Origin of the sequence: Absicoccus porci (assembly GCF_003725415.1) — a bacterium.
Classification (GTDB): Bacteria; Bacillota_I; Bacilli_A; order Erysipelotrichales; family Erysipelotrichaceae; genus Absicoccus; species Absicoccus porci.
In genome coordinates, this window is the sequence record NZ_RJQC01000003.1 from 1 (window position 1) to 22,178 (window position 22,178).

The window sequence follows — 22,178 nt, forward strand, 5'->3', positions numbered from 1 at the left end:
TAAATTTCTTTTTTCTGTTTTTCTGTCAATTTCATAGAAAAAGTGAACCCTCCTGTTGAACTTCATTTTGTCCAACTTTCTGGGTTCACTACATTAGGCTACATGCCATTTTTTAGGATAGGTAATGATGATTGAAGGTAGCCTATGTAAGCAAGTCTATTAAAATACGAGGATGGGCTACAGTGGAACATCACGAATCCATGCTTGGTTCATTATCAATCTTTTATTTTTTTTCTTGACGGGGAGGGTACTGTTTGATAATGTATCAGTATCAAATACAAATACAAATACAAATGGAGAGGAAATGCAATGAATACAGAATTAATTAGAAAAAGAAAAAGTGTTAGAACATATAAAGCGGAACCCATTCCCATGGAACTTATGAATCAAGTGAAAACATATCTAAAAAAAGATAATGGATTGTTTGATGTGCCTGTTGATTTTACGATATTGCATGAAAAAAAGGATGGAATTGGCAGTCCCGTTATCGTTGGTGCAGATACGTATGTAGCTGGCAAAGTTCGGAAACAAAAAAATGCGGAATTATCTTTTGGTTATGCTTTTGAAAAATTTATTCTTTATGTTACTTCTTTAGGGCTTGGAAGCGTGTGGTTGGCTGGTACAATCGATCGTAAATCATTTGAGAAAGCCATTGATTTAAAAGACGATGAAATAATGCCAGCTGTTACACCTCTTGGTTATGCAGCGGAAAAACGTTCCATTCGGGAGAACTTGATGCGTAAAGGTATGAAGTCCGATAGTCGTCTACCATTTTCATCTTTGTTTTTTCAGGATACCTTTCAAACACCATTGAATGAAACCAATGCTGGAACGTGGCAGTTTCCTTTGGAAATGGTGCGGCTTGCCCCTTCAGCTACAAATAAGCAACCATGGCGAATGATTGTACAAAAAGATCGAGTTCATTTTTATGAAAAGAAAACAGCTGGATATGCGAAGGAATCTTTTGGCGATATTCAAAAAGTGGATTTAGGCATTGCTCTTTGTCATTTTGAAATTGCCGCACAAGAAAGAGGATTGTCAGGAAAGTGGATTCAATCGGATCCAAACATTGCAACATTAGAGAATACAGAATATATGGCTACCTATGAATTGGAGGTATAAACATGGATACAAAATTTTCATCTGCCATACATACATTGATTTTAATATCTGAATCAGAAACACCCATCAATTCGGATCAGCTGGCACAAAGTGTTGGCACAAATGCAAGTTATATTCGTAAATTGACAACCCGACTACGTAAAGCCGGTATCATCGAGGGCCGACGTGGTATCAGTGGATTTCGATTGCTTCGAAAACCAGATGAAATTTCCTTGTTTGACGTATACAAGGCCGTCATGGAAACCGATATGCTTCATCTATTTGATATTCATCAAAATCCGAATGATGCATGTATTGTTGGACATAATATTCGTCCTGTTCTTAGTAATATGTTTCGGGAAACAGAAGAAGAGGTAGAAAAAAAACTTGGAGACATTACTTTAGCGGATTGTATCCAAAACATGCGGATATATATAAAACAAAACCATAAAGAAGAGGAGACATCAAATGAAGGCAGCACTACTTACACAGTATGATAAAAAAGGTACAAAACTAGAAATACGTGACATTCCTATTCCGGTTCCAGCCGATGATGAAGTACTTGTTCAGGTCATGGCTGCTGCTGTGAATCCTTTGGATAATATGATCATTCGAAGTGAGGTAAAACTTATTGTGCCCTATAAAATGCCACTGGTCATGGGAAATGAATTGGCTGGTGTTGTGGTAAAAGTTGGCAAGAAAGCAATGCATTTTAAACCTGGGGACCGTGTATATGGTCGGCTACCATTAAAAAAGATTGGCGCTTTTGCAGAATATGCAGCCATTCAGGAATCGGCACTTGCACCGATACCCGACTATCTGTCTTATGAAGAAGCTGCAACCGTTCCTCTAACGGCGCTTACGGCAATGCAAGCTTTTGAAATGATGCACGCACAAGCGGGAGAATCCATCTTTATTTCGGGAGGTACCGGAAGTCTAGGCGCTATGGCCATTCCAATAGCGCGAAGTCTTGGATTGCATGTGTATACCAATGGCAGCAAAGAAAATGAAAAACGTGTATATGAGTTAGGTGCGGAGAAGTTCATTGACTACAAAAAAGAGAACTATGTGGATGTTTTGTCCAATGTGGACCATGTTCTCGATACACTGGGCGATCGTGAACTCCCTAATGAATTCAAAGTATTGAAGCCAGGTGGAAATTTAGTCTCTTTGCAAGGCTTACCAAACGGCCGATTTGCGAAACGAAGTGGTATGTCATGGGGCAAACGAATACTTTTTCAAGTGGCTGGAAGAAAATACGATAAAATGGCTGCTGCAAAAAATCAAACGTATGATTTCCTTTTTGTTCATGAAAATGGTAAACAATTGGAAAAAGTCAACGACTTATTTGATAAGGAACATCCTTTGCATACTTCGATTGACACTGTTTATTCTTTAGATCAAATCAATCAAGCTTTAGATAAGGTAAAACAGGGCAAATCAAGAGGAAAAACCATTATTAAAATGGAAAAAGCATAAAGAAAATGGGTATCCGATCTGAAACAGCATTCATGAAAAGGAAACTATCTTGTTCGTGTACAGAAATAGCATAGGGCTTTTTATTTTTTACAGTTCATGCCATAATAAATAACTGACATATAGTCAATGCTTTATTTAAAGTAAATTGGATAAGATAAGGGAGTTGAAATACATATGAATCTGATAACGAAAATTTTATCTGTATTGGTTGCAGCTGAGTTTCTTTATATTTTTTATCTAGAAACCATTGCGACAGCGTCTACAAAAACATCAAAAGTTTTTGGCATGACAAAAACGGAACTGCGTCAAAAAAATGTGAACATCTTATTTAAAAATCAAGGTGTTTATAATGGCTTGCTTGCAGTCATGATTTTATTGGCTGTCTTTGTTTTTGCGAGCAAGACAGCGGTTGTATGTTTGATGGGTTATATTGTAGCAGTGGCACTTTATGGCAGTTTGACAAGTAATCCAAAAATTATTCTCATGCAAGGTGGACTGGCAATTTTGACGTTATTGTTTTGTATTTTCTAAGAAATTTACCATTTATAGTGAATCCAAATCTTTTCTTGTTTGCAAGAAAAAACATACAGGAAGAGAATGGAAAAGGAAAAGGGTATGAAAGATAACAAAGACAAGACAACCGATATGTCTGAAAAAATCAAACCAAAGAAAATGAAGGATCGATTGAAACTAAATAGACAATATACCGAAATCTCACTCTATGTGATTGGTACTTGTGTGGTTTTATATGTCCTATATGGTATTCTATCTTATGCGGACAACTTCTTTACCGCTCTTGGCAGTTCGCTTGCATGGATCGTTAGTATTTTAAAACCGGTAGTGATAGGCTTCATTATTTCCTATTTGTTATATCCACTTTGTGAAAAGGTTGAAGCCCAATTTAAAAAACGACCTTTTTTTCAAAATCGACCAAAAACTGCTCATTATTTTGGGGTTGTGATTACGATTGGTGGCATAATTTTAGGAATCATTATTCTGATTAGTTTGTTGATCATTACGATCACACAACAATTTAATTCTCTTCATGATGCCAGTCTCTTTCAGATCATTCAAGCTTTTACGCAAAGTCTCAATCAAATGTATCAAGGTATCTTGACTTGGTTAGAAAAAATGAACGTCAAATCGGAACAAGCCCAACAAATTGTAGATGCAATCCGAAATGGGTTGACTTCAAATTTTGGAACAGGAGTACAGGGGATTGGTCATACGTTGAACAATATCAAATCAGTAGGATCCACAATCTTATTTTCAATCATTTTTTCAGTCTATTTTATGCTCGATTGGCCGAGTCTTCATACCTATTGGGAGAATGTGGCCGAAGTACTGTTTGGTGAAAAGACAGCGCCACATTTGAATCACATATGGAAAGATATTAGTACCGTATTTGCAGGGTATATTCGTGGTCAAATGACCGATGCCATTTTTATGATGATTGCGGTCAGTGTCACTTTTTCCATAGCGCACATTCCTTATGGCATAGTCATTGGTGTATTAACAGGCATTGGTAATATGGTCCCTTATCTCGGTCCAATCGTAGGTTATGGTCTAACGTTGGTATCGGGTATTCTATCGGGAAATATTCAAGTGATCATTGTTGGATTTATCATTCTTTTGGTCATTCAAGGGGTAGATGGTGCCATTGTGAATCCTCGCTTATTGAGTAAAAACGTACAAATTCATCCTATGTTGGTTTTATTGGGTGTAATTGCCGGCAATAAAACAGGTGGATTTGTTGGAATGTTAATTGCAGTCCCTATTACGGCATTATTGAAGACATGGTTTGAACGAGGTATCAACAAGATCAAGGCGCATCGTGAATCGATAAATTCGCAAACAGACAAACAGGCTTAATCATGAATGATTTAGCCTTTTTTCTTTTTAGCCGATTGATTATGATATAAGCAGATAAAGTGAGGTTTTTTATGAAAATTTTATTTATCGGTGATCGTGCCCGAGTTGAAAAATATAAACCCGATACAGAGTATGCGAAAAATACCGAATATCTCGTCATTCCTATAAATGCTTCTGCAGATGAAGTTATTGCCGCAGGAAAAGATGCAGAAGTCGTGGTCGTAGATGCCATTTGTCCATTCACACGATATGAGATTGAACATATACCAAAATTAAAATTAATTCATTCCGAGGGAGTTGCCTTCAATAAAATAGATATACAAGCAGCAAAAGAGAAGGGTATCTATGTTTGCAATCAAAAAGGAGCCAATGCCATTGCGGTAGCCGAGCAGACCATCTTATTGATGTTGGCTCTATTAAGACATCTTTTACACGGTTATGAAAATGTTAAGGCTGGCCATCAGATAGAAACAAAAACCTATCTAATGTCTCATGGGATATATGAACTGAATGAAATGAAAGTGGGATTGATTGGTTTTGGTGATATTGGTAAAGAAGTGGCTAGACTTCTTGTTCCCTTTGCTCCGGAAGTCCATTACTATCAGAGACATCGCCTTTCTAAACAGGAAGAAAAACAATATCACGCTACGTATTTAGCTTTGGATGACCTTCTAAAATCATGCAACATCATCAGTATGCATGTACCCGTTACATCAGAAACGGTTGGCATGTGTGATTCTGTCTTCTTTGAAAAGATGCAAGATCAAGCCTATTTTATCAATACAGCCCGGGGCGAGATCGTTGTCAATCCAGCATTAGTAGAAGCCCTTCAGTCGGGTAAATTGGCGGGTGTCGGCTTAGATACTTTGGCACCTGAACCCGTACAAAAAAATAATCCATTGTTGAATTTGCCTCTTGATCTTCAACAAAAAATTATCGTTTCGCCCCATATTAGCGGTTGTACCAGTGGCTTTTTCCATCGTGCCTATCAAACGATATGGGAGAATACCCAACGCATAGCTAAAGGAGAGAAACCTGTCCATGTTGTCAATGCTTTATAGAAGGATGGAACGATATGAAAGTCGTCTATGAACAAGTTCATGAAATGGAAGAGGAGTCTGCTTATATTCGGGCTGTGGAAAAAACATCAACGATTCAAAGTGCCATTGATCTTTTAAAAAGTGGCGATGGTGTCATTTGGTGTCGTCATCAAAACAAAATCATTCGTATTCCTATGCATCAAATCTACTATGTAGAATCGGTCGATAAACATACATATGTCTATTTGATGAATACATGGTATGAAACCAAGCATCGATTGTATGAGTTAGAAAATGTATTGGATCCTTTATTTGCCCGTTGTTCAAAAGCCATGATCATCAATTTAAGAAAGGTCAAACAAGTACAATATGAAATGGGTGGTCGTATGCGTGCGGAATTATTCAATGGAGAAGAAGTCATCATTTCGAGAAGTTATGTAAAAGAAATCAAGAGGAGGCTGGACCTATGATGGATAGACGTAAAGAAATTTTACTACAAGCCATTTCCATTTCTTTTGGGATCTTATGTCTTGTTGCTTTCCAAGGGGTGATTGAACATCTCCTTGGTGATTCATTTCAATTGTTGTGGTACCATCCTATTTCGTTTGTGCTTTGCGGCTTTTTATGCACCATCCCCTATTTCATTTTGGATATCCTGCAACTTCATCCGATTCTTGGTCTTATTCTTCATATTTTCAGCGTCTATGCGATCGTTATGTTGCTTGGTTCGATATGTGGTTGGTATGCAGACGGGCAAGGCGCTTTCCTTCTTTCCATTGGTTATTTTATGGTTTATATCTTCGTTTGGATTGTCACGATATGGATGGGGAAGAAGGATGCTAAACAAATCAATGAAGCCTTAAAAGAAATTCAAGACCATGAGGCATGATCATGCATCTTGGTCAAGGGTTTGTGTAACTTGGTTGCCAAACTCTTTTTTTGTGAGTATTGATATGTTATTTTCGAAGTAGAAAGAGAGCATACCAATGTCTATTATTGAAGTGAAACATTTAACGAAAAAATATGATCAGCATCTTGCCGTCAATGATATTTCTTTTTCGGTCGAAGAAGGGGAATTATTTGCATTGCTTGGTGAAAATGGCGCTGGTAAATCTACAACGATCCATATTTTATGTACGATCTTGAAAAAAAATCAAGGCGATGTTTGCATTTGTGGATACACCTTAGGAAAAGACGATGATGAAATTCGGAAAAATATTGGGATCGTTTTTCAAAATTCAGTTCTGGATCCTAAGTTGAGCGTCCAAGAAAATTTAATGACTCGAGGTTCTTTTTATGGTATGAAAAAAGTTGAAATCCAAAGACGATTGGCTGAATTTGAAACGTATTTTGAGATGCAATCCTTATGGAAAAAGCCTTATGGAACCTTATCCGGTGGTCAAAAACGACGTGTGGATATTTGTCGCAGCTTGATCCATGACCCTCGTATTTTATTTCTGGATGAACCAACGACAGGTCTGGATCCGAAAAATCGAAGATTAGTTTGGGAATATATCCATTTTTTACGAAAAGAAAAAAAGATGACCATTTTTTTAACGACCCATTATATGGAAGAAACCTCCCATGCGGATCATGTTGTCATTTTGGATCAAGGAAAGATCATGTGTCAGGATACGCCTTCTCGTTTAAAGGATCGTTTTGCCCCAGCTCATTTTCTTTGGTACACCCAACCAAGTCATGAAGCTGAAATAATTGTTTCCAAAATAGGGGATCCTCAATATGAACAAGATCATTATGTAGTAAACATTCAGGGCAATATTACTGCATTTTTATATGCATATCGACATCAAATTATCGATTATGAAATCATTAAAGGAAGCATGGACGATGTTTTCTTAAATTGTACAGGTCATAGTTTAGAATAGCGAGGTGCCGTATGAATGGATATATAGGACTTACAAAACGTAATTTACTTCTATATTTTAAAGATCGACAAGCCATCCTTTTTTCTTTGTTGACACCCATCATTGTATTTGGATTGTACATTTTGTTTTTAAAAGACAATTATGCAGATAGCATGCTTCAAATGGTGGAAGCCATGCATCTTTCGATTTCCACCCAATCCATCGATCAAATCGTATATACTCTATTGTTGAGTGGTATCATGGGATCATCTCTGATCACCATTCCCTATAGTTGTTTAAGTACCATTGTCAAAGATAAAGAAACCAAGGTCGATCAGGATATCGCAACAACCCCCATGAAACGCTATCAAATCGCCTTGGCCTATTATACAAGTGCAACGATTTCAGCTTTTCTGATGACAGCTTTGTTGTTTACAATAGGTTTGTTGTTTCTGCAAGGATTTGGCAATCTATACATGGATGGTCCCACCATTCTTCAACTATATAGCCTGATCTTGTTTGGTTCGATTTCCGCGACCGCATGTATCATGGTCCTCGTTTTGTTTTTTAAGTCTACATCTGCCAGTGATGCTTTTTATGGCTTATTGTCAGCGGGATGTGGTTTTGTGATTGGCGCCTATATACCCTTGTCACAATTTTCCGATTCGATACAAAACGTCTGCAATCTATTACCAGCCACACATAGTACGGTGATGATTCGTAATTTATTGTCAAAAGGGATATTGGATCATATAGAAAATTCCATCATCGGTGGCGATTTGTTTGTGAAAGAGATAAAAAATGTATTTTCTTATCATGCCACCATGTTTGGTCATGACCTTTCAATAATGCATTCTCTTTTATATATAGGAATCCTATTTGTGCTTTCTATTTTTGCGATCATTTTGATCTATGCCAAGACCTATCGAAGAAAGTAATAGAGAAAGAAAAAAGTACATCGACCCAATGTGTGTTATAGTTATGGTTGTATACAAAGGAAGTAAGACCATGATTTATCATACTGTTTTAGAAGCGGTGGGACATACACCAATGATTCGTTTACAACGAATGACCCATGAAGAAGATGCACAAGTATTCGTAAAATTGGAAGGTGTAAATATTGGTGGTTCAATCAAAACGCGAACCGCCCTCATGATGATCGAACAAGCCCAAAAACAAGGAAAAATCCATAAAGATACGATTCTTGTTGAACCCACTTCCGGTAATCAAGGGGTGGGTTTAGCTTTGGTTGGAGCTGTCAAAGGATATAAGACCATCATCATCATGCCAGATTCAGTCAGTGAAGAACGACGGAAAATAGTCAAACAATATGGAGCGGAAGTGATCTTGGTTCATGATGCAGGCAATATTGGTGATTGTATCCAAGCCTGTGTAGCTAAGGCTAAACAAATGGCAAAGGAAGATACACGTGTCTTTGTACCACAACAATTTGAAAATGAAAATAATATCAAGGCACATAAAGAATATACCGCTCAAGAAATTGTAGAACAAGTGAATGGACCTATTGATGGGTTTTGTTCAGGCATTGGGACAGGTGGCACCATTACGGGTGTTGGTCAAGTTCTCAAAGCCAAAAATCCTAAGATAGAGATTTGGGCCGTTGAACCAGAAAAAGCGGCGATCCTATCCGGCCGGCCGGTGGGTACGCATCTACAAATGGGAATTGGTGATGGCTTGATTCCACCCATATTAGATCAAGATATATATTCGCAAATTTGCATCATTTCCGATGAAGAAGCCATTTATACGGCCAAACAATTGGCCTGTCAAGAAGGACTTCTTTGTGGTATTTCCAGTGGCAGTAATGTTGCGGCTGCCCTAAAACTAGCTAAAAAATTAGGTAAAGGCAAAACGGTGGTGACCATACTTCCGGATACGGCTGAAAGATATTATTCAACGCCATTGTTTGATTCGGATTAGAGCGTATTTCGCTCTTTTTTTTATCAAAAAAGAACCTGCACAAAAAACATGTATAAAATTGTGCCCCCGGCTATGCTCAATAGCGTATTTCGCTTCCAAACATAGGATCCCACCACAACCAGTGTGGCCAGACATTCTGGTAGACCATGTGAAGCTTTCATCCATTGTGTATTGCGAAGACAATAAACCACCAACATCCCCATGATCGCATACGGTAAGATCGAAGCTAAATAGGTGATATAGGATGGCGTTTCTTTGTGATTGCTAAAAACAAGAAAAGGTAAAAAACGAAGAAGTATGGTGATTCCGGCAATCACCAGGATCAATAATAAAGTGTGTGTATCAGTCATGGCTTTCCTCGTTCTCTAATTGTTTTTTCAAGACAGTCAATAGGAGTGTGATCAAGATCATGGTCGGAATTAAGAAGCGATCAGGGCCAAATAACCAGAGACAAAGAATTGAACAAAACACGCCAATTAAAGCACTGCAGTGATTTTTGGTGTCTAACCATTGTTGGGTGAAAACAACTAGGAAAAGAGCGGTCATCGCAAAATCAATACCGGTGGTATTAAAGAGGATGATGCTTCCTAGAACAGAACCAAGTAGACTGCCTAAGATCCAATAGATTTGATCAAGTAGGGTTACGTAAAAATAATATTTATTTTGTTCAATGCCTGCAGGAACTTCTCCACTACAAACTAAGGAATAGGTTTCATCGGTCAAACCAAAGATCAGATAGGGTTTATAGGGTTGGGTATTGCGATAACGATCAATCATGGAAAGACCATAAAAAAGATGGCGAGCATTGACCATCAGTGTCATGATTGCTGTTGTTATAAGTGTGGCACCGGATGTAATCAAATCAATGGCTACATATTGCATGGAACCTGCATAAATAAAAAAACTCATCAAAAATGCCCATCCTGGACCATATCCTTTGGATGCAAGTAATACACCAAAACCAGTGCCAAGAACGATATAGCCAGCCATTACGGGCAATGATTGTTTAAATGCATATTTCAATGTCATGTACATTCCTCCCCAATCGCACATATGTGTTATTATACGACAGATAAGAACAAATTGGCGAATAGAAAGAAAATGAAGAATAGAGAAGGCTTTCCATGGTTTTTGGTTGTCTGGCTTGACATTCATACGAGCTAGGGGTATATTTAGCCCATGATTAGCACTTGGCAAACAACAGTGCTAAAAACGGAGGTGTTTATTATGATACTTTTACCGATTTATAACACATTGATTCTTCCCAATACAAGAGTCTATTTTCAAACGGAAGATTTTAAAGAAGTAACCAACCATGAACCGACACAAGGAAGTCGTGTTTTGTTTTTAATGGAAAAGGAAAAGACAGCACCCGAAGATTTGGATGAAAATAGTTTTTATCCAATCGGTGTACGTGGTGAAATTACGGAAGTCAACGATCAAGGATATGTGGCCATTCAAACCAACAATCGGGTACGTTTAAATGATATTTATAAAGTAGCAGATCAAACATTTGATTTTTCATTGACGCGATTGAATGATATCGATGATCTCGATAGTGCTACGGAAGCACAAAAAGTGGAAGGTATTAAAGAAGCTATATTAGAATTTAGTGAAAACACTCCTTGGGGTAGAGATGCAAAAAACTTTATTCAAGGTTTTGATTCTTTAGAACAAATGATTGTTACTGCTTCACCATGGTTAACTATTACCAATGAAGAACGATATCATTTATTGGAAATAGATAGTCGTGCAAAAAGAGCCGAAGCCATTGAAAAGATCATGTATGAATTTAGTGAGACGGCACAAGTTCAGAATGATGCAGCTCGAGCTCAGCAGGAAGATTATCGAAAATTGTATAAAGAACAAGCCATTAAAAAACAATTGGATTATCTGCAAAAAGAATTAGATGATATGCATCCGGAAAATGTAACGGATATTCGTCGTATGGAAATGCGGATAGAAGAATCAGGTATGAATGAAGATGCACGAAAAGAAGCGGAAAAAGCATTGAATCGCTTGAAACAAGAAGGCAACAACAGTCCTGAATATGGCATGCTTTATGACTATTTGGATTTTATGACTTCGCTGGCTTGGCGCAAGGAAGCACCCGAAAAGATTGATTTGAAAGAAGCAGAAGCCGTTTTGGATCGCGAACACTTTGGTTTGGAGAAAATCAAGCGAAGAATCATTCAACAGATTGCGGTCATGAATTTAAAGAAGCAACAATCGGGTTCCATTCTTTTGTTTGTCGGTGCACCAGGAACAGGAAAAACAAGTATTGGAAAAAGTATTGCGGATGCCTTGCATCGAAAATATGTGCGTGTCAGTTTAGGAGGTGTCCGTGATGAAGCGGATATTCGTGGTCATCGTCGAACCTATATTGGTGCGATGCCTGGACGAATCATGGATGGCATCAAAAAAAGTGGCGTATCCAATCCCGTCATGGTCTTAGATGAAGTGGATAAATTATCTTCTTCCTATAATGGTGATCCAGCCAGTGCTTTATTGGAAGTATTGGATCCTGAACAAAATTCTACCTTCACCGATCATTATATGAATGTACCTTATGATTTATCGGATGTCTTATTTGTATGTACGGCCAATACGATGGATACGATTCCTGAGCCATTATTGGATCGTATGGAAGTGATTCGTTTTTCTGGTTATACCGCATCAGATAAGTTACAAATTGCGAAACAACACTTATTGCCAAAAGCGATGGAATCCATGGGCATTACAAAGGATATGTTGGAAGTGCCAGATCCAACCATCGAAGAAATAATTTCTGGTTATACGATGGAAAGTGGCGTTCGTGGTTTAAAGAATCGCTTAGATACACTTTGTCGTTCCGTGGCTGTTCATGTAGAACAAGACGATGATAAAAAAGTTACGGTCTTACCAGAAGATCTATCTGAATTATTGGATATGCAACCGATTCGTCATGGTCGGAAATTAACAGAAACCAAGCCAGGTATCGTAACGGGTCTAGCGTGGACAAGTGCAGGTGGAGAAATCTTATTTATTGAGACATTATTCACCAAAGGCCAAGGCAAGACCATTATTACGGGCCAGTTGGGGGATGTCATGAAGGAATCCGCACAAATTGCGATTAGCATTGTGAAATCCATGTTCCCGGAAAAAGAAGAATTATTTGAGGAAAATGATCTACATATTCATGTCCCAGAAGGTGCTGTGCCAAAAGATGGACCTTCGGCTGGTATCACCCTGACGACTGCCTTAGTTTCCTTAGTCACGGGTAAGAAAGTAGATCCAACGGTTGGTATGACCGGTGAAGTGTCTTTACGGGGTGTTGTGACAGCTATCGGTGGTTTGCCAGAGAAGTTAATGGCAGCGGCACGAGCTGGCTTAAAGACGATTTATATTCCTGAAGAAAATATTCGTGATTTGAAAGATGTACCACAAGAAGTAAAAAATCAGTTACAAATTATTGGTGTCAAAGAAGTATCCGATGTATTAAAAGCCAACAATATCTTGGATGCATAAAGCGAAGAAGCTGTAGCGAAATCGTTACAGCTTTTTTCTAAAGTTTGTAGAAAAGTTTGATAATCATTTTCATTTTGGTTGGCATAGGCATCCGCAAATTGCGCCATCGATTGAATAAAACAATCATTTTTTCCTAAATAACCGGCAATCGCAAATCGATTTCCGGTTTTTGCGTGTGCATGAGCCAATGTCCTTGCACATAAAGTACAATATCCCACAAAATCATTGGCTTCTTTGATTTGTAAGATGAGTGTATCCTGATTGGAACCACCTTCTAGTAAAATGACCCAGCAACGAGTGCCTACACTACCAACACCTACCACTTTGAAAGCAATATCACGAATGGTATATTGATCAATGATAAAGCGACGCTCTTTGGGTATGCTGAGCCGATAGATTTTTATCATCAATTCCAGTTATTTGGATAGCTGTTGAGGAGTAATTGATAGTTTTTTGTTTCAGGATGGTACGCATGGGAAAGATTTCGGGTGGATCTTCTTTGAAACGATAATGATCATCCACACATCCAACGGACTCATCAACGTATATCGATGCATCGAATCTTGATACGTTTTCATAGCTAGTTCACTCATATCCGAAGCTATGATGATGTCGGCACCGCGAAAGAAAACAGATGCTTTTATTCGTTCATGGCAAAGGAAAATAACATCTTGTACATGATTTTTTTCTTGATCAAAGATCAATTGAAATTTATCGGTTCCATTGGTTCGGAACGTCCATTGTCCTTGATTGGGAGCGTGGTAAGGTCTTACGCAAGGATTTTCCATATTTTTTGCCTTGTTTTGAATTTCGCGAAAAAATGCCGTACGAATAGGATCGAGTAAAGGAAATATATTTTCATTATTCATAAATAGGTCCCCATTTTTATATATGGAAAAAATTTTGAATATAATTGACCAAAAAGTCAATAATAATTACAATAGCTTTGGTGATAGAATGCGAAAGGAAATAAAAACCCAAAGAACCAAGGAAAAAATCCTCAAAGCAGGTATTCAAGAATTTGGTCAGAATGGATATGCGGGTAGTTCGATCAATGCAATCTGTGCGACCGGTATCAATAAAGGACTGATTTATCATAATTATAAAGATAAAGATGATCTCTATTTGGCTTGTGTGAAAAGAAGTATGGAAGAGATGGCAACTGATATTGAAACACAAATGAGCAAAGGTGTGGCATACAACACAGCACGTATGCACTTTTTTTCTTCCCATGAAATGGAAGCACGACTTTTTTTGGAAATTATGGTAAATCCACCACAAAAATTAGAATCTAAAATCAAAATACTTCGTGCACCGATTGATGTGCTTAATCGCCAACAATTTGGTCAATTACTCGCAAAACATACCCTTCGAAAGAATGTGAGTGAAGAAATGGCTTATCAATGGATGGAATGGATGCAAACGTTTTATAACATGTGGTTTCAAAGGCAAGAAAACAAAAATGCGAGTTTTATGGATCGTATGGAACAACATGAAAAGGGGGTTGCTCAATGTATTGATTTGATGTTGTATGGCATTGCCCAAAAGAAGGAGGAATGAAAATGTTGATCATCCGATGGCTTTTGACTTTAGTCTGTGCTTTCCTTATTGGTCGTTTGATGACCAAGATCCATATGCCATCTATATTAGGATGGTTGATTGCTGGCATGGCTTTGGGACCTCATGCTTTGGCATGGATGCCACAAACCATATTAGATAGCAATTGGTATAACTGGATCCAAGATATTTTAAGTGTTGGGGTTGGCTTGATGTTAGGTACGGAACTGATTTGGAAAAAGTTAAAAAGGTATGGAAGTGCTTTATTGATCACGACCTTGACTCAATCTTTAGGTACTTTTTTGATTGTATCTTTTGTTTTTAGCATTGTCTTCTCTTTTCAAGGGGTTCCTATCTGGTTAGGGTTTGCGTTTGGTGGTATTGCTTTAGCAACTGCACCGGCACCGGCCTTGTCCATTACGCAGGAATATCATACCAAAGGCCCCGTTACGGATACATTATTGCCCATGGCTGTGTTGGATGATATTGTTGGGATCATTGTTTTCTTTAGTGTCAATGCAGCGATTGCCAAACAAGTCTCAGCAGGATCGATGCCTTGGTACATGGTCCCTGTCATGATCTTCTTGCCCATTCTCATTGGAATCCTTCCTGGGTATATCACAGGAAAATGGTTACAACGAAGGGAACAACCACGATCAATCTTGGCTATTATTTTAGCTATGATCGTTGTGACGACCCTTTTTGGTTGGGTTTGTCAAAGATATATAACACCAAGCATTAATTTGAACTATGTTTTGATTGGTGTTTCTTTTTCAACTGTATTTTCCAACATGGTATCGGATGAGAAGCTCCAAACCATAATTAAGATCTATAATCCATGTCTTTTGGTGGCGCTTCTTACTACCATTGTGAATTTAGGTGCTCCTTTGAACTATCATTTAGTGCTTGGTGCCGGTGGCTATACAGTTATATATATTGTCAGTCGTGCGTTTGGAAAATATTGTGGGGCTCGTTTTGGTGCACATCGCACCGAACTGCCAGAAACGGTACAAAAATATTTGGGGTTGACCTTATTACCGCATAGTGCAATGTCATTAAGTTAAGACAATTCTTAAATTTATGAGTCTTACCTATAAATAGGTAGGGCTCTTTTTTTGTGCAAGAAGTGTAAAAAACACTTGACAAGCCAAAAAGCGGAATTTTAAACATAATCCGAAGGAATTATAGAGGAGGATTTTTACCTATGATTCCNCTTTTTTTGTGCAAGAAGTGTAAAAAACACTTGACAAGCCAAAAAGCGGAATTTTAAACATAATCCGAAGGAATTATAGAGGAGGATTTTTACCTATGATTCCAGATAAGATTTTAAATGTTTTTAATCGTTCTATTAAAATGGTTTGCAGCAACATCGCTTGTTACTGCAATGACCCTGTTAGTGATTTTACTCGTAAGAGAAAACTGCCTGCTGAAACTCTGATACACTTTATTGTTCAGATGCAGTCTAAAAGTCTAAACTCCGAGTTGTGTGAATATTTTACAGACTTGGATTCTTTGCCTACTGCTTCGGCTCTTTGCCAGCAAAGAGACAAGCTTGATATCAGTGCTTTCCAAAGAATTATGCATCTGTTTGTGAATGCATTTGATGACTACAAGACTTGGAAAGGATACCATGTTCTAGCTTGCGATGGTTCGGATGTAAATATTGCCTATGATGAAAAGGATGAAGATACTAAAAGACAGAACGGCAATAATAAACCATTCAGTCAGCTTCATATCAACGGATTATATGACTGTATTAATCATGTTTTCTGGGATACAAGTATTGATACAGCTACTAAGACTAGAGAATGTGCTGCTTTAATGAAAATGATTATGAGACATGATTATCCTGTAAACTCGATTATTACGGCTGATAGAGGTTATGAAAAATACAATCTAATGGCATGTTGTATAGAAAATAATCAGAAATTTGTATTTCGTATTAAAGATATAAATGTATTTGGTTCAATTCTTTCAAATCTGAATTTGCCACATGAAGAATTTGATTTAGATGTTACTAAAATACTGACTCGTAAACAAACAAATGAAACGAAGAATAATAAAGATAAATTTACCATTATGAAAAAAGAATCGGATTTTGATTATTTTGATGATGATGGGTTTTATGAATTGAATCTAAGAGTAGTTCGTTTTAAGATTACAAAGGAAACCTATGAATGTCTGGTAACAAATTTAACGAGAGATGAATTCGATTTAAATGAACTAAAGAAGATGTATCACATGAGATGGAATATAGAAACTGCGTTTAAAATGTTGAAATACATCATCGGAATGATGTCATTTCATTCAAAAAAACGTAATTTCATACAACAGGAAATCTATGCAGCAATTCTATTACATTGTTTAACAAATATCATTACTGAGAGAATCGAAGTAGAACAATCTGACAAAAGGAAACATCATTACAAAGTGAATTTATCTACTGCCGTAACAAATATGAGGCTTTGGTTAAGAAAAATAATCTGTACAAAAGAAATGATAAAAAGAATAAAAAAATATCTGGCCCCGGTAAGACCAGATAGAAAATATCAGCGCAATATGAAACCTAAATCGGCTATACCATTTAATACAAAAGCATCATAGCGCTACACTGATTATATTTCATATATGAGTCACAGGCAAATTTTTTTGAAGTGCAAAAATTTGCCTTTTCGTCATACCTTAAATACCACATTTTTAACTGTAACGTAAGTAAAGACCTGGATATAGAATTGTATCCAGGCTTAACTTAATAAGAATTTATCACTGCCACTATCCCGTTAGCTTAACTTAATGACATTGCCGCATAGTGGCGTCTCTTTGATCTTTACCGGTATTATTTGTGCTACTTTATCCCAAGAACCAAACTTAGTACATATTGTACAGGGGACCATTGCGGCGGCTGCCATCATCAATGAATTTATTGCGGTCTTGGTTGCCAAGAAAGGATTTGAATTAGCAGGGGAAATGAATGCATAGGAAAAAGCGGACCATTTGAATTTTCATAAAAAATCATCCATTAGTATTGATTTTTACAATTTTTACCTATCTTGCTTATGTAGAATAAGGCTATAGATAAAGGCGTCTAGAATGAAAGATTCGTAGGCGCTTTTTCTTTTTTAGAGAGGATGAGTCAAATGGATGCAAGAATTGCAGTACATCCGATTTTAGGAAAACAAGAAAAAGGAAGATTGATCACATTCTATTTTGATGGCAAGCCCATGCAAGGGTATGAGGGTGAACCCATTGCGATGGCTTTAAAAGCGCAAGGTGTCATGGTGCATCGCTATACCAATAAACAACATAAACCTAGAGGTATCTTTTGTGCCATTGGTCGATGTACCGATTGTGTCATGGTCGTTGATGGTAAACCAAATATTCGTACTTGTGTCACTCCATTGAAAGCAGGGATGCAAGTACAAACACAATATGGAGTTCGTGCGATGAAAGAAGGTGACCAAAAATGAAACGATATGATCTTATTGTCGTCGGTGCTGGGCCTTCTGGATTATCCGCTGCGATCGAAGCCGCCAAAAAAGGCCTTCACGTTGTGGTATTTGATGAAAATGAAAAACCAGGCGGTCAGTTATTTAAACAAATTCATAAATTCTTTGGTTCCAAGGAACATAAAGCGAAGATTCGTGGATTTAAGATTGGTGAAAGTTTATTGGCAGAAGCCGATGAAGCGGGTGTGGAAGTTGTATTGAATGCCACTGTTTGTGGTTTGTATCAAGAAAAGGAATTGACCGTTCGTATCCATGATCAGATCCATCATTATAAAGGAGATGCCATCATCATTGCGACCGGGGCTAGTGAAAATATGGTCACATTTGATGGATGGACCCTTCCTGGCGTCATTGGTGCAGGAGCAGCGCAAACGATGATGAATCTGCATGGTGTCAAACCAGGAAACAAAGTATTGATGCTAGGTTCTGGAAATGTAGGTTTGGTTGTTAGTTTCCAATTGTTGCAGTGTGGTTGTGATGTGGTTGCTCTAGTGGATGCTGCACCCAGAATTGGTGGTTATGGTGTACATGCAGCCAAAGTGGCTCGAACCGGAGTTCCATTCTATTTATCCCATACCATTGTCAAAGCAGAAGGCGAAGATCATGTAACCGGGGTCACCATTGCGGAAGTGGATTCGCATTTCCAATTTATTCCCGGAACCGAAAAACATTTTGATGTCGATACCATTTGTTTAGCGGTTGGCTTATCGCCCATGTCGCAATTATTAAAGATGGCTGGATGTGAAATGGAAGACAATCCAAAACGAGGAGGACAAGTTCCTATTTGTGATGAACATGGCCAAACCTCGATTCCAGGTATATATGTAGCAGGGGATGTATCCGGTATTGAAGAGGCCAGCTCAGCCATGATCGAAGGTCGTATGGCCGGTCTTGCAGCCAGTGAATATCTTGGCTTTATCGACAAAATAGAACGAGATACTTCATTGAATGCTTTGGATTTGGCCTTGGATGCTTTACGTCAAGGTATGTTTGCTCCGAAAAATAAAGGAAAGAAAATTGAAAAGACGGATGAAGGTATCGAAATATCACAAAATCTTTTGAAACATGGCTATGTGACCGATGAAGAAATTGAACGATTCCCGGGTGTTACCCATCGTGTGGGTGTACATCCCGTCATGGAATGTACGCAAAATATTCCTTGTAATCCTTGTCAAGATGCGTGTCCTATGCATTGTATCAAAATTGGCGAACACATTACTTCCTTACCAGTGGTAGATGAAGAGAAGCAATGTATTGGTTGTGGTATGTGTGTCGCTTCTTGTTCTGGACAAGCTATCTTCTTGGTCAATGAAACGTATGAAGATGATTATGCATCCATTACCATGCCGTATGAATTTTTACCATTACCAAGTACAGGTGACAAAGGCATGGCTCTATCACGAAGTGGTGCACCAATTTGTGAGGCCGAAGTAATCGATGTGAAATCTTCACCAGCCTTTGATCAAACGCATTTATTAACGATCAAAGTACCAAAAGAATATGCCATGAAAGCAAGATTCTTTCAAGGAGGTTTGGAAAATGCATAGTGTCAATGATAGATCAAGAGATATTGGTGAATTTGTGCCACAACCCGATGATGATTTGATTATTTGTCGGTGTGAAGAAGTCACAAAAGGAGAAATCCGAAAAGCCGTTCATGAAGGGATGTTTACCATGACAGAAGTTCGTCGTTACTTACGTACAGGCATGGGTCTTTGTCAAGGACAGACTTGTGGTCGATTGGTAAAAAGTATCGTGGCTAGAGAATTAGGTGTATCTCCAGCTGAATTAGAACCAGCAACGTCTCGGGCACCGATGCGACCCACCGAAATGCATATTCTTGCGGATGAAGTGAAGGAGGATGCTTGATATGGAAAACAAAGCAGATGTCATCATTATTGGAGCGGGAATCATTGGTTCTTCCATTGCGTATTATCTTTCCAAACGCGGAAAAAGTGTTATTGTCTTAGAAGCGAGTGATCATATTGGTAATGGGGGTTCGAGTCGAAATGGTGGCGGTGTTCGTCAATCTGGCCGAGATCCTCGAGAATTGCCATTGGTAATGTTTGGAATCAAGCATTTATGGCCACATTTATCGGAGGAATTGGAAGTCGATTGTGAATATCATCAAGATGGAAATTTGCGTTTGGGCAAAACCCCAAAACATTTGGAAATCCTCCAAGGTCTAACCGATCGTGCGGTAGCGGTTGGCTTGGATGTTCGTATGATCGATGGCGATGAAGTACGGAAAATCAATCCATATTTATCCGATGAGGTCATTGGTGCGAGTTGGTGTCCAACCGATGGTCATGCCAATCCATTAACGACCACATTAGGCTTTTATAAAACAGCTCGTAAATTGGGTACTCGATTTATTACGGGTGAAAAGGTCGTGGAATTAAGAAAGGTTCGTGGTCGGCTAGCCCAAGTAATTACGGAAAATAATGTATATACAGGGGATACTGTTGTTTTAGCAGCGGGATTAGGTAGTCGTAAATTGGCGGCCAGTGTAGGAATTGATGTGCCGATGCAACCGATCATGTTGGAGGCTTTGGTAACCGAAGCCGAACCACCAATGTTTGATCAAATGTTAGGTACAGCTGAAGCGGATTTTTATGGTCATCAAACCAAGCATGGTTCGTTTGTATTTGGCGGATCTTCTGGATTGGAAGGTTTTACCAAAGATAATGGCATGCAGATGTGCAATAGTTTGACGGCTTCTTGTATTTGCCGAGGTATCATGAAGTATTTTCCGGATTTAGCCGATGCGAAAATTGTTCGTACCTGGGCTGGTTGGATGGATCATATGGTCGATGGTGTGCCGGTTCTTGGTAAAGTAGATGAAGTGCCTGGATTGATCATGGCTTGTGGCTTAAATGGTCATGGTTTTGGGATTGCACCAGCCATTGGTCATCAATTGGCACAATTGATCGATGAGGATCGTACAGAAATCGATATCAGTGCTTTACGATATGATCGTTTTAAAGCTAAAATTTAACTATGACTTGGCAAAAAGAACAGTTTCTAAGGCCGACCCAGCCATATTTTGTCTTAGAAGCTGACCATTTTCAACAAGAAGTGTATTGGACACAGGGCATTTCGCATTTTTATACATTTGGACTTCATGAAGCAAGGGCGTTTGATGTAGTACCCGATGCTTGTATTGATTTGGTGTTTCAATATACCAAACATGCAATGGATGCCTATGCGTGTGGACCGGTTTTATCTTGTCAAAGACAAAATTGGGATGGCAAGCAAGATGTGTTTGGGGTTCGTTTTATTCCAGGGTATCATCCAGCTGGTATTGATATTGAATGGAAGGATTTAATTGGTCATCGAATCCCTTTGAAACAATTGATGAAAGATACGATCTTGATCGATAAAATGGCTACGCAAATGGATTTTTATCAACGAATTCGTATCTTTTTGCAAGAATATGTCAAATTGGAGAAGCAACAAGATAAGCCATATGGCAAGCGTGCCTTGGTGATGGATATCACCAAAAGGGCTTATCTATCCGATGGTTTGATTCGTATTTCATCCATAGCGGAACAAACCGGATATAGTGAAAGTTATATCAATCGGGTATTTCGTGAACAGATTGGCTTTTCGCCCAAAACATTTTGTAAGATCATTCAATTTCAGCGGGCCTTGGAATTTTTAAATTATGGGCAACCAAATAAAATGACGGAGGCAGCCGTCAATTTGGGATATTATGATCAATCGCAATTTATTCGTGATTTCAAGAAATATGCAGGGATTACACCGAAGCAATATTTAAAGCGAATCGAGCAGGAACAGTATAAAAACCGAATTAAAGATACGAATTATTTATCGTTTTGATTTTTACAAGTATTTCGTGTTTTCACTGCATACAATAAATTTATATTTTATATGACAAAGACGTCTATTCTTTTGGGAATAGACGTTTTTGCGTATATAGAAGGAGAGGAATCTATATGAATTTTTCAAAAATTGAAGTGGTAACTTCACGAAGTGATTTGAGTGCTTTAAAGGAAGGATTAAGTAAACAAAAAGTCAGTGGTATGACGGTGTATCAAGTCATTGGATGTGGTGTTGAAAAAGGCACTCGTGAATATGAGCCAGAAATTCATGAAAAAATGGAACTACTTCCGAAACAGATGATCATGGTCATTGTCGAGGTTGACAAAGTGGATGATGTGATCGAATTGATCAAAAAAGAATTGTATACCGGTCATATCGGCGATGGAAAGATCTTTGTTTCACCGGTAAGTCGTGTCATTCGTGTCCGTACGGGTGAAGAAGGAACCGACGCGTTGAGGTAAGGC

The 22,178-nt window shown here is 38.3% G+C and carries 26 protein-coding genes; 22 read left to right on the forward strand and 4 right to left on the reverse strand.

What is annotated here, in order from left to right:
• Positions 1 to 309 precede the first annotated feature (309 nt).
• The 11 genes from EDX97_RS07970 (at position 310) to cysK (ending at position 9,298) form a co-directional block, all read left to right on the forward strand.
• The gene (locus EDX97_RS07970) at positions 310 to 1,122 is read left to right on the forward strand and encodes a nitroreductase family protein (protein WP_128520654.1); all 813 of its coding nucleotides are present in this window, start codon (positions 310 to 312) and stop codon (positions 1,120 to 1,122) included.
• A gap of 2 nt (positions 1,123 to 1,124) precedes the next feature.
• Complete coding sequence (locus tag EDX97_RS07975) at positions 1,125 to 1,598, forward strand: Rrf2 family transcriptional regulator (protein WP_128520655.1); 474 nt, start codon at positions 1,125 to 1,127, stop codon at positions 1,596 to 1,598.
• On the forward strand, positions 1,570 to 2,580 hold the full coding sequence (locus EDX97_RS07980; protein WP_128520656.1) for an NADP-dependent oxidoreductase: 1,011 nt from the start codon (positions 1,570 to 1,572) through the stop codon (positions 2,578 to 2,580). The genes EDX97_RS07975 and EDX97_RS07980 overlap by 29 nt, the downstream gene beginning before the upstream one ends.
• Positions 2,581 to 2,754: 174 nt before the next feature.
• Positions 2,755 to 3,111: a DUF1304 domain-containing protein gene (locus EDX97_RS07985; protein ID WP_128520657.1), complete on the forward strand. Its 357-nt coding sequence runs from the start codon at positions 2,755 to 2,757 to the stop codon at positions 3,109 to 3,111.
• A gap of 84 nt (positions 3,112 to 3,195) precedes the next feature.
• Positions 3,196 to 4,452, forward strand: coding sequence for an AI-2E family transporter (locus EDX97_RS07990; protein ID WP_183164317.1), 1,257 nt, complete (start codon positions 3,196 to 3,198; stop codon positions 4,450 to 4,452).
• A 71-nt stretch (positions 4,453 to 4,523) separates the two neighbouring features.
• Entirely contained in the window at positions 4,524 to 5,513 is a 990-nt protein-coding gene (locus tag EDX97_RS07995; RefSeq protein WP_128520659.1) for an NAD(P)-dependent oxidoreductase, read from the forward strand.
• A gap of 14 nt (positions 5,514 to 5,527) precedes the next feature.
• Positions 5,528 to 5,962 carry a LytTR family DNA-binding domain-containing protein gene (locus EDX97_RS08000; protein ID WP_128520660.1) on the forward strand — a complete coding sequence of 145 codons (435 nt, stop codon included), beginning with the start codon at positions 5,528 to 5,530 and terminating at the stop codon, positions 5,960 to 5,962.
• Positions 5,959 to 6,381 carry a DUF3021 family protein gene (locus tag EDX97_RS08005; protein ID WP_128520661.1) on the forward strand — a complete coding sequence of 141 codons (423 nt, stop codon included), beginning with the start codon at positions 5,959 to 5,961 and terminating at the stop codon, positions 6,379 to 6,381. The genes EDX97_RS08000 and EDX97_RS08005 overlap by 4 nt, the downstream gene beginning before the upstream one ends.
• A 97-nt stretch (positions 6,382 to 6,478) precedes the next feature.
• Positions 6,479 to 7,378 carry an ABC transporter ATP-binding protein gene (locus EDX97_RS08010; RefSeq protein WP_128520662.1) on the forward strand — a complete coding sequence of 300 codons (900 nt, stop codon included), beginning with the start codon at positions 6,479 to 6,481 and terminating at the stop codon, positions 7,376 to 7,378.
• Between the two features lie 11 nt (positions 7,379 to 7,389).
• On the forward strand, positions 7,390 to 8,295 hold the full coding sequence (locus tag EDX97_RS08015; RefSeq protein ID WP_128520663.1) for an ABC transporter permease: 906 nt from the start codon (positions 7,390 to 7,392) through the stop codon (positions 8,293 to 8,295).
• 70 nt (positions 8,296 to 8,365) lie between these two features.
• The gene (gene cysK, locus EDX97_RS08020) at positions 8,366 to 9,298 is read left to right on the forward strand and encodes a cysteine synthase A (RefSeq protein WP_128520664.1); all 933 of its coding nucleotides are present in this window, start codon (positions 8,366 to 8,368) and stop codon (positions 9,296 to 9,298) included.
• A 23-nt stretch (positions 9,299 to 9,321) separates the two neighbouring features.
• On the opposite strand, the gene EDX97_RS08025 is transcribed toward cysK, so the two are convergent.
• Both EDX97_RS08025 and EDX97_RS08030 read right to left on the reverse strand, forming a co-directional pair.
• Entirely contained in the window at positions 9,322 to 9,648 is a 327-nt protein-coding gene (locus tag EDX97_RS08025) for a branched-chain amino acid transporter permease (RefSeq protein ID WP_128520665.1), read from the reverse strand.
• Positions 9,641 to 10,327, reverse strand: a complete 687-nt coding sequence (locus EDX97_RS08030) for an AzlC family ABC transporter permease (RefSeq protein ID WP_128520666.1) — start codon at positions 10,325 to 10,327, stop codon at positions 9,641 to 9,643. Before EDX97_RS08030 ends, EDX97_RS08025 begins: the two co-directional genes overlap by 8 nt.
• 198 nt (positions 10,328 to 10,525) lie before the next feature.
• Here EDX97_RS08030 and lon point away from each other — a divergent pair, with 198 nt between their 5' ends.
• The gene (lon, locus tag EDX97_RS08035) at positions 10,526 to 12,805 is read left to right on the forward strand and encodes an endopeptidase La (protein WP_128520667.1); all 2,280 of its coding nucleotides are present in this window, start codon (positions 10,526 to 10,528) and stop codon (positions 12,803 to 12,805) included.
• Here lon and EDX97_RS08040 read toward each other — a convergent pair.
• On the reverse strand, positions 12,736 to 13,212 hold the full coding sequence (locus EDX97_RS08040) for a DUF2252 family protein (protein ID WP_128520668.1): 477 nt from the start codon (positions 13,210 to 13,212) through the stop codon (positions 12,736 to 12,738). The genes lon and EDX97_RS08040 overlap by 70 nt on opposite strands.
• A gap of 51 nt (positions 13,213 to 13,263) precedes the next feature.
• Positions 13,264 to 13,674, reverse strand: coding sequence for a hypothetical protein (locus EDX97_RS08045; RefSeq protein WP_128520669.1), 411 nt, complete (start codon positions 13,672 to 13,674; stop codon positions 13,264 to 13,266).
• Positions 13,675 to 13,762: 88 nt separating this feature from the next.
• Here EDX97_RS08045 and EDX97_RS08050 point away from each other — a divergent pair, with 88 nt between their 5' ends.
• The 10 genes from EDX97_RS08050 to EDX97_RS08095 all read left to right on the forward strand — a co-directional run bounded on the left by EDX97_RS08050 (position 13,763) and on the right by EDX97_RS08095 (position 22,175).
• Positions 13,763 to 14,365, forward strand: a complete 603-nt coding sequence (locus EDX97_RS08050; protein ID WP_183164318.1) for a TetR/AcrR family transcriptional regulator — start codon at positions 13,763 to 13,765, stop codon at positions 14,363 to 14,365.
• A gap of 2 nt (positions 14,366 to 14,367) precedes the next feature.
• Entirely contained in the window at positions 14,368 to 15,426 is a 1,059-nt protein-coding gene (locus EDX97_RS08055; protein WP_221175920.1) for a cation:proton antiporter, read from the forward strand.
• A gap of 244 nt (positions 15,427 to 15,670) precedes the next feature.
• Positions 15,671 to 16,966, forward strand: a complete 1,296-nt coding sequence (locus tag EDX97_RS08060; protein ID WP_128519752.1) for an IS4 family transposase — start codon at positions 15,671 to 15,673, stop codon at positions 16,964 to 16,966.
• Positions 16,967 to 17,155: 189 nt separating this feature from the next.
• Positions 17,156 to 17,341, forward strand: a complete 186-nt coding sequence (locus EDX97_RS08065) for a hypothetical protein (protein ID WP_221175921.1) — start codon at positions 17,156 to 17,158, stop codon at positions 17,339 to 17,341.
• Between the two features lie 158 nt (positions 17,342 to 17,499).
• The gene (locus EDX97_RS08070) at positions 17,500 to 17,829 is read left to right on the forward strand and encodes a (2Fe-2S)-binding protein (protein WP_128520672.1); all 330 of its coding nucleotides are present in this window, start codon (positions 17,500 to 17,502) and stop codon (positions 17,827 to 17,829) included.
• Positions 17,826 to 19,415 carry an FAD-dependent oxidoreductase gene (locus EDX97_RS08075; protein ID WP_128520673.1) on the forward strand — a complete coding sequence of 530 codons (1,590 nt, stop codon included), beginning with the start codon at positions 17,826 to 17,828 and terminating at the stop codon, positions 19,413 to 19,415. The genes EDX97_RS08070 and EDX97_RS08075 overlap by 4 nt, the downstream gene beginning before the upstream one ends.
• Positions 19,408 to 19,737, forward strand: a complete 330-nt coding sequence (locus tag EDX97_RS08080) for a (2Fe-2S)-binding protein (protein ID WP_128520674.1) — start codon at positions 19,408 to 19,410, stop codon at positions 19,735 to 19,737. The genes EDX97_RS08075 and EDX97_RS08080 overlap by 8 nt, the downstream gene beginning before the upstream one ends.
• Position 19,738: 1 nt before the next feature.
• Positions 19,739 to 20,866: an NAD(P)/FAD-dependent oxidoreductase gene (locus tag EDX97_RS08085; RefSeq protein WP_128520675.1), complete on the forward strand. Its 1,128-nt coding sequence runs from the start codon at positions 19,739 to 19,741 to the stop codon at positions 20,864 to 20,866.
• A gap of 2 nt (positions 20,867 to 20,868) precedes the next feature.
• Positions 20,869 to 21,711, forward strand: coding sequence for an AraC family transcriptional regulator (locus EDX97_RS08090; protein ID WP_128520676.1), 843 nt, complete (start codon positions 20,869 to 20,871; stop codon positions 21,709 to 21,711).
• Positions 21,712 to 21,827: 116 nt separating this feature from the next.
• Positions 21,828 to 22,175, forward strand: a complete 348-nt coding sequence (locus tag EDX97_RS08095) for a P-II family nitrogen regulator (RefSeq protein WP_128520677.1) — start codon at positions 21,828 to 21,830, stop codon at positions 22,173 to 22,175.
• Positions 22,176 to 22,178: the final 3 nt, after the last annotated feature.

Excerpts from the sequence above, each read along its gene's own strand:
- EDX97_RS07970 (WP_128520654.1), top strand. The coding sequence starts at position 310 with ATGAATACAGAATTAATTAGAAAAAGAAAAAGTGTTAGAACATATAAA.
- EDX97_RS07975 (WP_128520655.1), top strand. The coding sequence starts at position 1,125 with ATGGATACAAAATTTTCATCTGCCATACATACATTGATTTTAATATCT.
- EDX97_RS07980 (WP_128520656.1), top strand. The coding sequence starts at position 1,570 with ATGAAGGCAGCACTACTTACACAGTATGATAAAAAAGGTACAAAACTA.
- EDX97_RS07985 (WP_128520657.1), top strand. The coding sequence starts at position 2,755 with ATGAATCTGATAACGAAAATTTTATCTGTATTGGTTGCAGCTGAGTTT.
- EDX97_RS07990 (WP_183164317.1), top strand. The coding sequence starts at position 3,196 with ATGAAAGATAACAAAGACAAGACAACCGATATGTCTGAAAAAATCAAA.
- EDX97_RS07995 (WP_128520659.1), top strand. The coding sequence starts at position 4,524 with ATGAAAATTTTATTTATCGGTGATCGTGCCCGAGTTGAAAAATATAAA.
- EDX97_RS08000 (WP_128520660.1), top strand. The coding sequence starts at position 5,528 with ATGAAAGTCGTCTATGAACAAGTTCATGAAATGGAAGAGGAGTCTGCT.
- EDX97_RS08005 (WP_128520661.1), top strand. The coding sequence starts at position 5,959 with ATGATGGATAGACGTAAAGAAATTTTACTACAAGCCATTTCCATTTCT.
- EDX97_RS08010 (WP_128520662.1), top strand. The coding sequence starts at position 6,479 with ATGTCTATTATTGAAGTGAAACATTTAACGAAAAAATATGATCAGCAT.
- EDX97_RS08015 (WP_128520663.1), top strand. The coding sequence starts at position 7,390 with ATGAATGGATATATAGGACTTACAAAACGTAATTTACTTCTATATTTT.
- cysK (WP_128520664.1), top strand. The coding sequence starts at position 8,366 with ATGATTTATCATACTGTTTTAGAAGCGGTGGGACATACACCAATGATT.
- EDX97_RS08025 (WP_128520665.1), bottom strand. The coding sequence starts at position 9,648 with ATGACTGATACACACACTTTATTATTGATCCTGGTGATTGCCGGAATC.
- EDX97_RS08030 (WP_128520666.1), bottom strand. The coding sequence starts at position 10,327 with ATGACATTGAAATATGCATTTAAACAATCATTGCCCGTAATGGCTGGC.
- lon (WP_128520667.1), top strand. The coding sequence starts at position 10,526 with ATGATACTTTTACCGATTTATAACACATTGATTCTTCCCAATACAAGA.
- EDX97_RS08040 (WP_128520668.1), bottom strand. The coding sequence starts at position 13,212 with ATGATAAAAATCTATCGGCTCAGCATACCCAAAGAGCGTCGCTTTATC.
- EDX97_RS08045 (WP_128520669.1), bottom strand. The coding sequence starts at position 13,674 with ATGAATAATGAAAATATATTTCCTTTACTCGATCCTATTCGTACGGCA.
- EDX97_RS08050 (WP_183164318.1), top strand. The coding sequence starts at position 13,763 with ATGCGAAAGGAAATAAAAACCCAAAGAACCAAGGAAAAAATCCTCAAA.
- EDX97_RS08055 (WP_221175920.1), top strand. The coding sequence starts at position 14,368 with ATGTTGATCATCCGATGGCTTTTGACTTTAGTCTGTGCTTTCCTTATT.
- EDX97_RS08060 (WP_128519752.1), top strand. The coding sequence starts at position 15,671 with ATGATTCCAGATAAGATTTTAAATGTTTTTAATCGTTCTATTAAAATG.
- EDX97_RS08065 (WP_221175921.1), top strand. The coding sequence starts at position 17,156 with ATGACATTGCCGCATAGTGGCGTCTCTTTGATCTTTACCGGTATTATT.
- EDX97_RS08070 (WP_128520672.1), top strand. The coding sequence starts at position 17,500 with ATGGATGCAAGAATTGCAGTACATCCGATTTTAGGAAAACAAGAAAAA.
- EDX97_RS08075 (WP_128520673.1), top strand. The coding sequence starts at position 17,826 with ATGAAACGATATGATCTTATTGTCGTCGGTGCTGGGCCTTCTGGATTA.
- EDX97_RS08080 (WP_128520674.1), top strand. The coding sequence starts at position 19,408 with ATGCATAGTGTCAATGATAGATCAAGAGATATTGGTGAATTTGTGCCA.
- EDX97_RS08085 (WP_128520675.1), top strand. The coding sequence starts at position 19,739 with ATGGAAAACAAAGCAGATGTCATCATTATTGGAGCGGGAATCATTGGT.
- EDX97_RS08090 (WP_128520676.1), top strand. The coding sequence starts at position 20,869 with ATGACTTGGCAAAAAGAACAGTTTCTAAGGCCGACCCAGCCATATTTT.
- EDX97_RS08095 (WP_128520677.1), top strand. The coding sequence starts at position 21,828 with ATGAATTTTTCAAAAATTGAAGTGGTAACTTCACGAAGTGATTTGAGT.